The organism is Pseudomonas sp. P4_B3 (genome assembly GCF_056402295.1).
Map to the genome: position 1 here is coordinate 17,251 of NZ_JBFUHR010000030.1, position 12,856 is coordinate 30,106.

Consider the following 12,856-nt stretch of genomic DNA (forward strand, 5'->3'; position numbering starts at 1 on the left):
AGCTGCCGCAGGCTGCGATCTTTCCACGGCACACCCGATTCAATTGATAGAAAGCGCGCCTTTTTGGAGCACCGCACCATGACGCTTGCAGTCCAGTTCACCAACGTTTCCCGTCAGTTCGGCGAAGTGAAAGCCGTTGACCGGGTTTCCATCGACATCCAGGACGGCGAGTTTTTCTCCATGCTGGGGCCTTCCGGCTCGGGCAAAACCACCTGCTTGCGCCTGATCGCCGGTTTTGAACAACCGAGCGCAGGTTCCATCCGGATTCATGGCGAAGAGGCCGCCGGCCTGCCGCCGTACCAGCGTGACGTGAACACCGTGTTCCAGGATTACGCGCTGTTCCCGCACATGAACGTTCGCGACAACGTCGCCTACGGCTTGAAGGTTAAAGGCATCGGCAAGGCTGAACGCCTCAAGCGCGCCGAAGAATCCCTGGAGATGGTCGCCCTCGGCGGCTACGGCGAGCGTAAGCCGGTGCAGCTCTCCGGTGGTCAGCGCCAGCGTGTGGCCCTCGCCCGCGCTTTGGTCAACCGTCCACGGGTGCTGCTGCTCGACGAACCCCTCGGTGCACTCGACCTGAAACTGCGCGAGCAAATGCAGGGCGAGTTGAAGAAGCTGCAACGCCAGCTCGGCATCACCTTCATTTTCGTCACCCACGACCAGACCGAAGCACTGTCGATGTCCGACCGCGTGGCCGTGTTCAACAAGGGCCGCATCGAACAAGTCGATAGTCCGCGCAACCTGTACATGAAACCGGCCACCACCTTCGTGGCGGAATTCGTTGGCACTTCCAACGTGATTCGCGGCGACCTGGCCAGGCAGCTCAGTGGCAACCCGCAGCCGTTCTCGATTCGCCCGGAGCATGTGCGTTTCGCCGAAGGCCCGCTGGCCAGCCACGAAATCGAAGTCTCCGGCTTGCTCCACGATATCCAGTACCAGGGCAGCGCCACCCGCTATGAGCTGAAACTGGAAAACGGCCAGACCCTGAACATCAGCCAGGCCAACAACCAATGGCAGGACACCAGCGCACAACACCAGACCGGCCAACGCATCAGTGCACGCTGGGCGCGTGAAGCCATGATTGCATTGCACGACACCGTTGCGGGCGGGGTGTGACATGAACACCCTGGCTATCTCCCAAACCCAGTCGGGCGGCTCGCCGTTGCGCCGGTTCTCCAACCTGCTGTATCGCCGGCCAAACCTATACCTGTCGATGCTGCTGGTGCCACCGCTGCTGTGGTTCGGCGCGATCTACCTGGGCTCGTTGCTGGTGCTGCTGTGGCAGGGTTTCTACACCTTCGATGACTTCACCATGGCGGTCACCCCTGACCTGACCCTGGCCAACTTCACCGCGCTGTTCCAGCCGTCGAACTTCGACATCATCCTGCGCACCCTGGGCATGGCGATTGTCGTGTCGATGGCCAGCGCCGTCGTCGCGTTCCCGATTGCCTACTACATGGCGCGCTACACCACGGGCAAGACCAAGGCGTTTTTCTACATCGCGGTGATGATGCCGATGTGGGCCAGTTACATCGTCAAGGCGTACGCCTGGACGCTGCTGCTGGCCAAGGGTGGCGTGGCGCAGTGGTTCGTGCAGCACTTGGGGCTGGAACCGGTTCTGCAATTGGTGCTGGGCATTCCGGGCGTTGGCGGCAGCACCTTGTCGACCTCGCATCTGGGGCGCTTCATGGTATTCGTCTACATCTGGTTGCCGTTCATGATCCTGCCGATCCAGGCCTCGCTGGAGCGCCTGCCGCCGTCGCTGCTGCAAGCCTCCGCCGACCTCGGCGCCAAGCCACGCCAGACCTTCACGCAAGTGATCCTGCCGCTGTCGATCCCGGGCATTGCCGCAGGCTCGATCTTCACCTTCTCGCTGACCCTGGGCGACTTCATCGTGCCGCAACTGGTCGGCCCGCCCGGCTACTTCGTCGGCAGCATGGTGTATGCCCAGCAAGGCGCGATCGGCAACATGCCGATGGCCGCAGCGTTCACCCTGGTGCCGATCGTGCTGATCGCCATCTACCTGTCCATCGTCAAACGACTGGGGGCCTTCGATGCACTCTGACAAAGCCTCTCTCGGCCTGCGCATTGCCGCCTGGGGCGGGTTGCTGTTCCTGCACTTCCCGATCCTGATCATCTTCCTGTACGCCTTCAACACCGAAGACGCGGCGTTCAGCTTTCCGCCCAAGGGCTTCACCCTGAAGTGGCTCAGCGTGGCGTTCTCACGGCCGGACGTGCTCGAAGCCATCAAGCTGTCGTTGCAGATCGCCTCGATTGCCACCCTGATCGCCATGGTCCTCGGCACGCTGGCGTCCGCCGCGTTGTACCGCCGGGACTTCTTCGGCAAGCAAGGCATCTCGCTGATGCTGATCCTGCCGATTGCCCTGCCGGGGATCATCACCGGGATCGCGTTGCTGGCGACCTTCAAGACATTGGGCATCGAGCCGGGGATGTTCACCATCATCGTCGGCCACGCGACCTTCTGCGTGGTGATTGTCTACAACAACGTCATCGCCCGCTTGCGCCGCACCTCCCACAGCTTGATCGAGGCCTCGATGGACCTCGGCGCCGACGGCTGGCAGACCTTCCGCTACATCATCCTGCCGAACCTCGGCTCGGCGTTGCTGGCCGGCGGCATGCTGGCGTTTGCCCTGTCGTTCGACGAAATCATCGTCACCACCTTCACCGCCGGCCATGAACGCACCCTGCCGCTGTGGCTGCTCAACCAGCTCAGCCGCCCACGGGACGTGCCGGTGACCAACGTCGTGGCGATGCTGGTGATGCTGGTGACCATGCTGCCGATTCTTGGTGCTTATTACCTGACGCGGGGTGGCGAAAGCGTTGCCGGTAGCGGCGGGAAGTAACCGAATAACCACTGAAGGAACCGAATCCCTGTAGGAGTGAGCCTGCTCGCGATGACTGACTGTCATTCAACAGTGATGTCGACTGTAAGACCGCTATCGCGAGCAGGCTCACTCCTACATTTAGATCCGGTTCAGGCAGCAAAATAAAAGTGTTAGTGAGGACAAAGCCATGCAAACCAAACTCTTGATCAACGGCCAACTGCAAAGCGGCGAAGGCCCCGCCCAACCGGTGTTCAACCCGGCACAGGGTCGTGTGCTGGTGGAAATCAACGAAGCCAGCGCAGCCCAGGTCGATGCCGCCGTACGCGCCGCCGACGCCGCGTTCGACAGCTGGTCGCAGACCCCGCCGAAAGCGCGTTCGCGGCTGCTGCTCAAACTCGCCGATGCCATCGAGGCCCATGGCGAAGAGCTGGCCAAACTGGAATCGGACAACTGCGGCAAGCCTTACAGCGCCGCGCTGAACGACGAGATCCCGGCGATTGCCGACGTGTTCCGCTTCTTCGCCGGCGCCAGCCGCTGCATGAGCGGTTCGGCCGGTGGCGAATACCTGTCCGGCCACACCTCGATGATCCGCCGCGACCCGGTGGGCGTGATCGCCTCCATCGCGCCGTGGAACTACCCGTTGATGATGGTCGCCTGGAAAATCGCCCCGGCCCTGGCCGCCGGTAATACCGTGGTGCTCAAGCCGTCGGAACAAACCCCACTGACCGCCCTGCGCCTGGCCGAACTGGCGTCGGACATTTTCCCGGCTGGTGTGCTCAACCTGGTGTTCGGTCGTGGCCCTACCGTCGGCAGCCCGCTGGTCACCCACCCGAAAGTGCGCATGGTGTCGCTGACCGGCTCGATTGCCACCGGCTCGAACATCATTTCCAGCACTGCCGACAGCGTCAAACGCATGCACATGGAATTGGGCGGCAAGGCCCCGGTGATCATCTTCGACGACGCCGACATCGATGCCGCCGTCGAAGGCATCCGCACCTTCGGTTTCTACAACGCCGGGCAAGACTGCACCGCCGCCTGCCGCATCTACGCGCAGGCAGGCATCTACGACAAATTCGTCGAGAAACTCGGAGCGGCCGTCAGCAGCATCAAATACGGCCTGCAGGACGATCCATCGACCGAACTCGGCCCGCTGATCACCGCGCAACACCGCGACCGCGTGGCCGGTTTCGTCGAACGCGCCGTAGCCCAGCCGCATATCCGCCTGATCACTGGCGGTAAAGCTGTCGACGGCGACGGGTACTTCTTCGAACCGACCGTGCTGGCCGACGCGCAGCAGGACGACGAGATCGTGCGCCGCGAAGTGTTCGGGCCAGTGGTGTCGGTGACCAGATTCAGCGATGAAGCACAGGTGCTGGGCTGGGCCAACGATTCGGACTACGGCCTGGCCTCCTCCGTGTGGACCGCCGACGTCGGCCGCGCCCATCGCCTGTCGGCCCGTTTGCAGTACGGCTGCACCTGGGTGAATACGCACTTCATGCTCGTCAGTGAAATGCCTCACGGCGGTCAGAAACTGTCCGGCTATGGCAAGGACATGTCCATGTACGGGCTCGAGGACTACACCGTTGTGCGGCATGTGATGTTCAAGCACTAAACACGAAAAGATCGCAGCCTGCGGCAGCTCCTACACCGAGCGCCTTACACCCTGTAGGAGCTGCCGCAGGCTGCGATCTTTTCAGCGGACACACGGACGGTGTCTGTGCTTGTCACCAGAGATTCACCGCAACTCAAAAAACAATAACCACCGATCCGGGCGGTGCCTTCAAGGCCCCGTCACGGTTTCGGACATCCGAAATCTGCCGATTTTCCGGAGCAATCACACATGAGTGCATCACCCGATCTCTCTGCAGCCCTTGCCGACAGCGATGCCGAGCAACTACGCAAGCTGGGCTACACCTCCAACTTCAATCGCAGCATGAGCCTGTGGGAAAACTTCGCCCTGGGCTTCACTTACCTGTCCCCGGTCGTCGGGGTGTATACCCTGTTCGGCCTGTGCCTGACCGCGGGCGGGCCACCGATGTTCTGGGCTTACTTGCTGGTCGGTTGCGGCCAGTTGCTGGTGTGCCTGATCTTCGGCGAAGTGGTTTCGCAGTTCCCGATTTCCGGCGGCGTGTACCCATGGGCCCGTCGTCTGGTGGGCAAGCGCTGGGCGTGGATGGTTGGCTGGATCTACTCCATCGCCCTGTGCGTGACCATCGCGGCGGTTGCCGTGGGTGCCGGTCCGTACCTCGCCGCCATGATGGGCTTTGAACCGAGCAACAACACCAACATCATCATCGCCCTGTTCCTGACGCTATTCGCCACCCTGGTCAACCTCAGCGGCACCAAAGTGCTGGCACGGATCGCCATGTTCGGCTTCCTCTGTGAGCTAGTGGGCGCGGTGATCGTCGGTGTTTACCTGCTGATTTTCGAGCGTCATCAACCCATCAGCGTGTTGTTCAACACCTTTGATATCAGTGTCGACGGCTCGTACCTGCCGGCCTTCCTCACCGCGTCGCTGGCGGGGATGTTCCTGTACTACGGCTTCGAGGCCTGCGGCGACGTGGCCGAAGAAACCCCGAACCCGAGCAAGCAGATCCCGGTGGCCATGCGCATGACCATCTACATTGGCGGCATCGCGGCGATGTTCGCCTGCCTGGCACTGATCCTGGCCGTGCCGGACATGCAGGCCGTGATCAACGGTACCGACAAGGATCCAGTCACCACCATCCTCAACAACGCCTTCGGCCCGGTGGGTTCGAAAGTGGTGATGGGCGTGGTGATGATTTCCTTCATCTCCTGCGTGATCAGCCTGCAAGCGGCGGCCAGTCGTCTGCTGTATTCCTACGCCCGTGATGAAATGGTCATCGGCAGCCGACTGCTGAAAAAGATTTCCCCTACGACTCAGGTTCCAGTTGCCGCGCTGTTCGTGTCCGGTGTCCTGCCGGCGCTGATCATCATCCTCGGTTTCTTCCTGCAAGACGCGGTCGCCACCATCGTCAGCTTCGCGGCCATCGGCATCTACCTGGCGTTCCAGATGATCGTGCTCGCGGCCCTGTACGCCCGCCTGAAGGGCTGGAAACCCAGCGGCAAATTCACCCTCGGCGCCTGGGGTTGGGCGGTGAACATCGGCGCGCTGGTCTATGGTGTCGGTGCCATCATCAACATGGCCTGGCCACGTACGCCGGATGCCGCGTGGTACATCAACTACGCGATGGTGCTGAGCACTGCCATCGTGATTGGCCTGGGCTTGCTCTACATGTGGATCGCCAAGCCGTATGACCACGGCACCGCCCCGGCGGGCGATGCCTGGAAAGTCAGCCGGTAACGGCATTCGCCCCGGTGCCGTCGTGGTGCCGGGGCGATCTAAAAAACCGACTAGGATTGAATATGGATATCTCCCCCCGACGGGCGCTGAGTCGGTTAACCCCATCTCGTTGCGTTAGCATCTGGCAACACATCCCTCTCTCTCGTTCGTGTTCGCCGCACTAGAGTTTCGTGCAGCCCATGCACGCCTGCGGTTGACGAAAACCCTGGCTCGGCCTAGGGTGTTTACGTCGTTTACAGCGTATACACCTTAGGAGAGCCATCATGGCCTCACCCGTTTTGTCTTTTCGCGTCGAAGAACAATTGGCACAGCAGCTGGATTTATTGGCTGCGGCGACCGACAGAGATCGTCAGTACCATCTCAAGCGTGCATTGGTTCGATATGTGGAAGCCGAGTCCTGGCATCTGCTAGCCATCAGTGACGGCATCGCCGATGCCGACGCGGGGAAACTCACCGATCTGGATGCCGTGAAGGCTAAGTGGGCAAAACGTGCCGAGCGTAGTACTGACTGAAAAAGCCGATAGCGATCTCGATGCCATTCACGAGCACTACCGAAAGGTAGTTGGCGCAAAAGCCGCTCTCGAAATCATTTCCACGATGTTGCAATCCTTTGAATTGTTGGAACAGTTTCCCGGCTCGGGCAGGCCTTCAGGCATGCCCGATGTCCGAGAGTTGGTACTTGGCCGTTTTCCCTTTATCGCCCCTTACCGATTTTCCCAAGGCCAGGTACAAGTTCTGCGCGTGCTGCATCAGCGATCCGAGCGTTCCCAGGATTGGTAGATGAGGGCATCCAGCCAGGACGGGATGCCCCATTGCTTCAGAACCTCGAAACACTCCTCATCGCATCCACCAGATATCTCATCGCGATCCTGTCGCTCTCCGACAGCTCCCGATAGCGTTCCACCAGTTTCATTTCCTCGCTATTGAGCCGGCGTCTTCGCCTCCCGCTGGCCAGGCACGGAAAGATTCCCAACAATTCAGTGATGTTCTGTACTTTCGACATGGACGATGTCCTTCTCTAGACGTCAAAGAAACTGCAAAAAAACGCATCGCCCTATCCCTTTTTCAGCAGCCGCTGGGTGCCCGCTGAACCGCACCGGTCCGAAGGGCATAAACCGGTCATGTGCACAGAATAGAAATATTCCGGGCGCTGAAAAGCGGTTTTTAGAGTAATTAGTCGAAAAAAGCAGAAATGCCCTGTAAATCAGAAACCCCTGTCGGAATTGTTTCCCGACATGTCTTGTTTCATTGCCGAGCCGGCGCAGTGCCATCAATCAATTTTGCTCTGCAATCGAACGGTTTAAGCTGTCGGGCATCTGTTTAAAAGTCCGTTGCGTTTGGCCGAAGGCATGTCCGAACCGATATTTCTGATCCAGCACGTGCCAGGAACGGCGCGGGATTGCTCAAGACAGGTTGTATTTATGCACCGCAGGAACTTGCTCAAAGCCTCCATGGCCATCGCGGCCTACACCGGTTTGTCCGCCACGGGCCTGTTGGCGGCCCAGGCCTGGGCCGCCAGTGGCGGCACCGCTGATGGCGAGGCCACCGCGTTCGATTTCGAGGCGCTGAAGCTCCAGGCCAAACAGCTCGCCAGCAATCGCTACCAGGACACCAAGCAACAGTTGCCGCCAACCCTGGCGACCATGACGCCGCAGAACTTCAATGCGATCCGCTACGACGGCAATCATTCGTTGTGGAAAGAGCTCAAGGGTCAGCTGGACGTGCAGTTCTTCCACGTCGGCATGGGGTTCAAGCAGCCGGTGCGCATGTACAGCGTCGATCCGAAAACCCGCATGGCCCGCGAGGTGCATTTCCGCCCGTCGCTGTTCAACTATGAAAACACCACGGTCGACACCGCACAGCTCAAGGGCGACCTGGGTTTCTCCGGCTTCAAGCTGTTCAAGGCCCCGGAACTGGACAAGCACGACGTCGTGTCTTTCCTCGGCGCCAGTTACTTCCGTGCGGTAGACGCCACCGGCCAGTACGGCTTGTCGGCCCGCGGACTGGCGATCGACACCTACGCCAAGAAGCGCGAAGAATTTCCCGACTTCACCAAGTTCTGGTTCGAGACACCGGACAAGGACAGCACCCGCTTCGTGGTCTACGCCCTGCTCGATTCGCCGAGCGCCACCGGTGCCTACCGCTTCGATATCGACTGCCAGGCCGAGCGCGTGGTGATGGAGATCGATGCCCACGTCAACGCTCGCACCGCCATCGACCAACTGGGCATTGCGCCGATGACCAGCATGTTCAGTTGCGGCACCCACGAACGCCGGATGTGCGACACCATTCACCCGCAAATCCACGACTCCGATCGCCTGGCCATGTGGCGCGGCAACGGCGAGTGGATCTGCCGCCCGCTGAATAACCCTGCGACCCTGCAATTCAATGCCTTCGCCGATACCGACCCGAAGGGCTTCGGCCTGGTGCAGACCGACCACGAGTTCGCCAGCTATCAGGACACCGTCGACTGGTACAGCCGCCGCCCAAGCCTGTGGGTCGAACCGACCACCCCATGGGGCGAAGGCTCGGTCGATCTGCTGGAGATTCCCACCACCGGCGAAACCCTGGACAACATCGTCGCCTTCTGGACCCCGAAGAAACCGGTGGCGGCCGGCGATTCGCTGAACTACGGCTACAAACTCTATTGGAGCGCACTGCCACCGGTCGGCACACCACTGGCGCGAGTCAATGCGACCCGTTCAGGCATGGGCGGTTTCACCGAAGGCTGGGCGCCGGGCGAGCATTACCCGCCAGTCTGGGCCCGTCGTTTTGCCGTGGACTTCACCGGCGGTGGCCTGGACCGCTTGCCTGAAGGCGCGGGCATCGAGCCGGTGGTCACTTGCTCGAACGGCGAGGTCAAGGATTTCAGCGTGCTCAAGCTCGATGACATCAAGGGCTACCGCATCCTGTTTGACTGGTACCCGACCAATGACAGCGTGGAGCCTGTCGAGCTGCGCCTGTTCATCCGCACCAACGACCGCACGCTGAGCGAAACCTGGTTGTATCAGTACTTCCCGCCAGCCCCGGACAAGCGCAAATATCCCTGACAGCCAAGTAGCACCAACCACCATTCGGTTTTCCGAACGCGACCTGCGGGTCAGTTCGGTTAACCGGATCATCCAACCTCAATATTCGCGCCATAAATATTTAATTTCCTTATAAATCAATAACATGATTCATTGGCACTGGTCTGGCACGAGTCATGCTCTACACTTCTTCGACGAATGTCCTTTGCGCCCTCTCTCAGTAGCGCTCAGGTGATTTGCAGCACAAAAGGGCCGATGAACTGGCTCCATAAAAAAAACAATGTCGAGGAAAATTTGATGCGCATCATTCCCCATATCCTGGGCGCAGCCATTGCTGCCGCTCTGATCAGCACGCCAGTGTTCGCCGCCGAACTCACCGGCACCCTGAAGAAGATCAAAGAGTCCGGTGTCATCACCCTCGGGCATCGTGACGCGTCCATTCCGTTTTCCTACATCGCGGATGCTTCCGGCAAACCGGTCGGCTACTCCCACGACATCCAGCTGAAAGTCGTCGAAGCGCTGAAAAAAGACCTCGACATGCCGAACCTCCAGGTCAAGTACAACCTGGTGACTTCGCAAACCCGTATCCCGCTGGTACAGAACGGCACCGTGGACCTCGAATGCGGTTCCACCACCAACAACGTCGAGCGTCAGCAGCAAGTTGACTTCTCCGTTGGCATCTTCGAAATCGGTACTCGCCTGCTGTCCAAGGCAGACTCCAAGTACAAGGATTTCCCTGACCTGGCCGGCAAGAACGTCGTGACCACCGCCGGCACCACGTCCGAGCGCATCCTCAAGGCGATGAACGCCGACAAGCAGATGGGCATGAACGTCATCTCCGCCAAAGACCATGGCGAATCCTTCCAGATGCTGGAAACCGGCCGTGCCGTGGCTTTCATGATGGACGACGCTCTGCTGGCAGGTGAAGCAGCCAAGGCCAAGAATGCGAAAGACTGGGCAGTGACCGGTACTCCGCAGTCCTACGAAATCTACGGCTGCATGGTGCGCAAAGGCGACGAGCCGTTCAAAAAGGCTGTGGATGACGCCATCAAGGCCACCTACGCATCGGGCGAGATCAACAAGATCTACGAAAAATGGTTCATGCAACCTATCCCGCCAAAAGGCCTGAACCTGAACTTCCCGATGAGCAACGAGCTCAAGGCCCTGATCGCCAATCCGACCGATAAAGCGGCTGACGACAAGAAATCCTGATTTCTGACTAACCTTATCTCCTGACAGGGCGCAAGCCCTTTCAGGAGGTTGTCACTCCCTGCTGGCATTTCTGGAAACACTCGAACCGGTGGCTGTCGAGCCGAGCGCGTGTGCCTGTCCCTCAAGGACAGGCGGGAACGGAGCTTCCCCAAGCGGGTACTTGTACATCGATCGAATCCGAGGGGAGACCCTAATGAATTACAACTGGGACTGGGGCGTGTTCTTCAAGTCCACCGGCGTGGGCAGCGAGACCTATTTCGACTGGTACCTGACCGGTTTGGGCTGGACCATCGGCATCGCCATCGCGGCCTGGATCATCGCCTTGACACTGGGCTCGATCCTGGGCGTCATGCGTACCGTGCCGAATCGCATCGTATCGGGCATCGCCACCTGCTACGTCGAACTCTTCCGTAACGTGCCGCTGCTGGTTCAGCTGTTCATCTGGTACTTCCTGGTGCCCGATCTGCTGCCTGCCGACCTGCAAGAGTGGTACAAGCAGGACCTGAACCCGACCACCTCGGCCTTCCTCAGCGTCGTGGTGTGCCTGGGCCTGTTCACCACCGCCCGGGTTTGCGAACAGGTGCGTACCGGTATCCAGGCCCTGCCCAAGGGCCAGGAAGCCGCGGCCCGCGCCATGGGTTTCAAGCTGCCGCAGATCTACTGGAACGTGCTGCTGCCCCAGGCCTACCGGATCATCATTCCGCCGCTTACCTCGGAATTTTTGAACGTATTCAAGAACACCTCCGTGGCCTCGCTGATCGGCTTGATGGAATTGCTCGCGCAGACCAAACAGACCGCCGAGTTTTCCGCCAACCTGTTCGAAGCCTTTACCCTGGCAACGCTGATCTACTTCACCCTGAACATGAGCCTGATGTTGCTGATGCGCCTGGTCGAGAAGAAAGTCGCCGTACCGGGCCTGATCTCCGTAGGGGGTAAATGATGGAATTCGACTTCTCGGGCATCATCCCGTCCCTGCCGGGCCTGTGGAACGGCATGATCATGACCCTCAAGCTGATGGTCATGGGCGTGGTCGGCGGGATCATCCTCGGCACCATCCTGGCGTTGATGCGTCTGTCCCACAGCAAGCTGCTGTCGAACATCGCCGGCGCCTACGTCAACTATTTCCGTTCGATCCCGTTGCTGCTGGTCATCACCTGGTTCTACCTGGCGGTGCCGTTCGTGCTGCGCTGGATCACCGGCGAAGACACCCCGATCGGCGCGTTCGCCTCCTGCATCGTGGCATTCATGATGTTCGAAGCCGCGTACTTCTGCGAAATCGTCCGCGCCGGTGTGCAGTCGATTCCCAAGGGTCAGATGGGCGCTGCCCAGGCGCTGGGCATGACTTACGGCCAGATGATGCGTCTGATCATCCTGCCGCAGGCGTTCCGCAAGATGACTCCGCTGTTGCTGCAACAGAGCATCATCCTGTTTCAGGACACCTCGCTGGTCTACGCCGTCGGCCTGGTGGACTTCCTCAATGCTTCGCGCGCCAGTGGCGACATCATTGGCCGCTCCAATGAGTTCCTGGTTTTCGCCGGTCTCGTGTACTTCACCATCAGCTTTGCCGCCTCGCAGCTGGTCAAGCGTCTGCAAAAAAGGTTCGCCGTATGATCTCTATCAAAAGCATCAACAAGTGGTATGGGGACTTCCAGGTACTGACTGATTGCAGCACCGAGGTCAAAAAAGGCGAAGTGATCGTGGTGTGCGGACCATCCGGTTCCGGCAAATCGACCCTGATCAAGTGCGTCAACGCCCTGGAACCGTTCCAGAAAGGCGACATCGTGGTCGACGGCACCTCCATCGCAAACCCGAAGACCAACCTGCCGAAACTGCGTTCGCGCGTGGGCATGGTGTTCCAGCACTTCGAGCTGTTCCCGCACCTGACCATCACCGAAAACCTGACCATCGCGCAGATCAAGGTGTTGGGCCGCAGCAAGGAAGAAGCCACCAAGAAAGGCCTGCAACTGCTCGAGCGCGTAGGTCTTTCGGCCCATGCTCACAAGCATCCTGGCCAACTGTCCGGTGGTCAGCAGCAGCGTGTGGCGATTGCCCGTGCGCTGGCGATGGACCCGATCGTCATGCTGTTCGACGAACCGACCTCGGCGCTGGACCCGGAAATGGTCAACGAAGTGCTCGACGTGATGGTGCAACTGGCCCACGAAGGCATGACCATGATGTGCGTGACCCACGAAATGGGCTTCGCCCGTAAAGTCGCGGACCGGGTGATCTTCATGGACGCCGGCAAGATCATCGAAGACTGCAAGAAAGAGGAGTTCTTCGGCGACATCAATGCCCGTGCGGATCGTACGCAGCACTTCCTCAACAAGATTCTGCAGCACTAAAAGCAATTCGCTCCTTTGTAGGAGCTGGCTTGCCAGCGAAGGCGGTGGTCCAGACGATCTCGAATGTCCGGGCCACCGTCTTCGCCGGCAAGCCGGCTCCTA

The 12,856-nt window shown here is 59.9% G+C and carries 13 protein-coding genes; 12 read left to right on the forward strand and 1 reads right to left on the reverse strand.

The window, feature by feature from the left end:
* Nucleotides 1–78 precede the first annotated feature (78 nt).
* From AC1DWG_RS27395 to AC1DWG_RS27425, 7 genes are all read left to right on the forward strand, one after another.
* Nucleotides 79–1,116: an ABC transporter ATP-binding protein gene (locus AC1DWG_RS27395; protein ID WP_477788616.1), complete on the forward strand. Its 1,038-nt coding sequence runs from the start codon at nucleotides 79–81 to the stop codon at nucleotides 1,114–1,116.
* A 1-nt stretch (nucleotide 1,117) separates the two neighbouring features.
* The gene (locus tag AC1DWG_RS27400; protein ID WP_477752342.1) at nucleotides 1,118–2,065 is read left to right on the forward strand and encodes an ABC transporter permease; all 948 of its coding nucleotides are present in this window, start codon (nucleotides 1,118–1,120) and stop codon (nucleotides 2,063–2,065) included.
* Nucleotides 2,055–2,864 carry an ABC transporter permease gene (locus AC1DWG_RS27405; RefSeq protein WP_477763923.1) on the forward strand — a complete coding sequence of 270 codons (810 nt, stop codon included), beginning with the start codon at nucleotides 2,055–2,057 and terminating at the stop codon, nucleotides 2,862–2,864. The genes AC1DWG_RS27400 and AC1DWG_RS27405 overlap by 11 nt, the downstream gene beginning before the upstream one ends.
* Before the next feature lie 169 nt (nucleotides 2,865–3,033).
* On the forward strand, nucleotides 3,034–4,458 hold the full coding sequence (locus tag AC1DWG_RS27410; protein ID WP_477763924.1) for a gamma-aminobutyraldehyde dehydrogenase: 1,425 nt from the start codon (nucleotides 3,034–3,036) through the stop codon (nucleotides 4,456–4,458).
* 228 nt (nucleotides 4,459–4,686) lie between these two features.
* Nucleotides 4,687–6,171: an APC family permease gene (locus AC1DWG_RS27415; RefSeq protein ID WP_477763925.1), complete on the forward strand. Its 1,485-nt coding sequence runs from the start codon at nucleotides 4,687–4,689 to the stop codon at nucleotides 6,169–6,171.
* Between the two features lie 263 nt (nucleotides 6,172–6,434).
* Complete coding sequence (locus AC1DWG_RS27420; RefSeq protein WP_477763926.1) at nucleotides 6,435–6,683, forward strand: CopG family ribbon-helix-helix protein; 249 nt, start codon at nucleotides 6,435–6,437, stop codon at nucleotides 6,681–6,683.
* On the forward strand, nucleotides 6,661–6,951 hold the full coding sequence (locus AC1DWG_RS27425) for a type II toxin-antitoxin system RelE/ParE family toxin (protein ID WP_082562882.1): 291 nt from the start codon (nucleotides 6,661–6,663) through the stop codon (nucleotides 6,949–6,951). The genes AC1DWG_RS27420 and AC1DWG_RS27425 overlap by 23 nt, the downstream gene beginning before the upstream one ends.
* 37 nt (nucleotides 6,952–6,988) lie before the next feature.
* Here AC1DWG_RS27425 and AC1DWG_RS27430 read toward each other — a convergent pair whose 3' ends face one another.
* Entirely contained in the window at nucleotides 6,989–7,174 is a 186-nt protein-coding gene (locus tag AC1DWG_RS27430) for a hypothetical protein (RefSeq protein ID WP_223458275.1), read from the reverse strand.
* Between the two features lie 418 nt (nucleotides 7,175–7,592).
* Here AC1DWG_RS27430 and AC1DWG_RS27435 point away from each other — a divergent pair, with 418 nt between their 5' ends.
* From AC1DWG_RS27435 to AC1DWG_RS27455, 5 genes are all read left to right on the forward strand, one after another.
* A complete protein-coding gene (locus tag AC1DWG_RS27435; RefSeq protein ID WP_477763927.1) occupies nucleotides 7,593–9,221 on the forward strand; it encodes a glucan biosynthesis protein D in 1,629 nt (542 codons plus the stop codon).
* Between the two features lie 276 nt (nucleotides 9,222–9,497).
* On the forward strand, nucleotides 9,498–10,412 hold the full coding sequence (locus AC1DWG_RS27440; RefSeq protein WP_477763928.1) for a glutamate/aspartate ABC transporter substrate-binding protein: 915 nt from the start codon (nucleotides 9,498–9,500) through the stop codon (nucleotides 10,410–10,412).
* Between the two features lie 193 nt (nucleotides 10,413–10,605).
* Complete coding sequence (locus AC1DWG_RS27445) at nucleotides 10,606–11,352, forward strand: amino acid ABC transporter permease (RefSeq protein WP_477763929.1); 747 nt, start codon at nucleotides 10,606–10,608, stop codon at nucleotides 11,350–11,352.
* On the forward strand, nucleotides 11,352–12,023 hold the full coding sequence (locus AC1DWG_RS27450; RefSeq protein ID WP_477763930.1) for an amino acid ABC transporter permease: 672 nt from the start codon (nucleotides 11,352–11,354) through the stop codon (nucleotides 12,021–12,023). Before AC1DWG_RS27445 ends, AC1DWG_RS27450 begins: the two co-directional genes overlap by 1 nt.
* Entirely contained in the window at nucleotides 12,020–12,754 is a 735-nt protein-coding gene (locus AC1DWG_RS27455) for an amino acid ABC transporter ATP-binding protein (protein ID WP_477759824.1), read from the forward strand. The genes AC1DWG_RS27450 and AC1DWG_RS27455 overlap by 4 nt, the downstream gene beginning before the upstream one ends.
* The last annotated feature ends 102 nt before the right edge of the window (nucleotides 12,755–12,856 follow it).

Coding starts and splice junctions, on each gene's coding strand:
- AC1DWG_RS27395 (WP_477788616.1), top strand. CDS start 79: ATGACGCTTGCAGTCCAGTTCACCAACGTTTCCCGTCAGTTCGGCGAA.
- AC1DWG_RS27400 (WP_477752342.1), top strand. CDS start 1,118: ATGAACACCCTGGCTATCTCCCAAACCCAGTCGGGCGGCTCGCCGTTG.
- AC1DWG_RS27405 (WP_477763923.1), top strand. CDS start 2,055: ATGCACTCTGACAAAGCCTCTCTCGGCCTGCGCATTGCCGCCTGGGGC.
- AC1DWG_RS27410 (WP_477763924.1), top strand. CDS start 3,034: ATGCAAACCAAACTCTTGATCAACGGCCAACTGCAAAGCGGCGAAGGC.
- AC1DWG_RS27415 (WP_477763925.1), top strand. CDS start 4,687: ATGAGTGCATCACCCGATCTCTCTGCAGCCCTTGCCGACAGCGATGCC.
- AC1DWG_RS27420 (WP_477763926.1), top strand. CDS start 6,435: ATGGCCTCACCCGTTTTGTCTTTTCGCGTCGAAGAACAATTGGCACAG.
- AC1DWG_RS27430 (WP_223458275.1), bottom strand. CDS start 7,174: ATGTCGAAAGTACAGAACATCACTGAATTGTTGGGAATCTTTCCGTGC.
- AC1DWG_RS27435 (WP_477763927.1), top strand. CDS start 7,593: ATGCACCGCAGGAACTTGCTCAAAGCCTCCATGGCCATCGCGGCCTAC.
- AC1DWG_RS27440 (WP_477763928.1), top strand. CDS start 9,498: ATGCGCATCATTCCCCATATCCTGGGCGCAGCCATTGCTGCCGCTCTG.
- AC1DWG_RS27445 (WP_477763929.1), top strand. CDS start 10,606: ATGAATTACAACTGGGACTGGGGCGTGTTCTTCAAGTCCACCGGCGTG.
- AC1DWG_RS27450 (WP_477763930.1), top strand. CDS start 11,352: ATGGAATTCGACTTCTCGGGCATCATCCCGTCCCTGCCGGGCCTGTGG.
- AC1DWG_RS27455 (WP_477759824.1), top strand. CDS start 12,020: ATGATCTCTATCAAAAGCATCAACAAGTGGTATGGGGACTTCCAGGTA.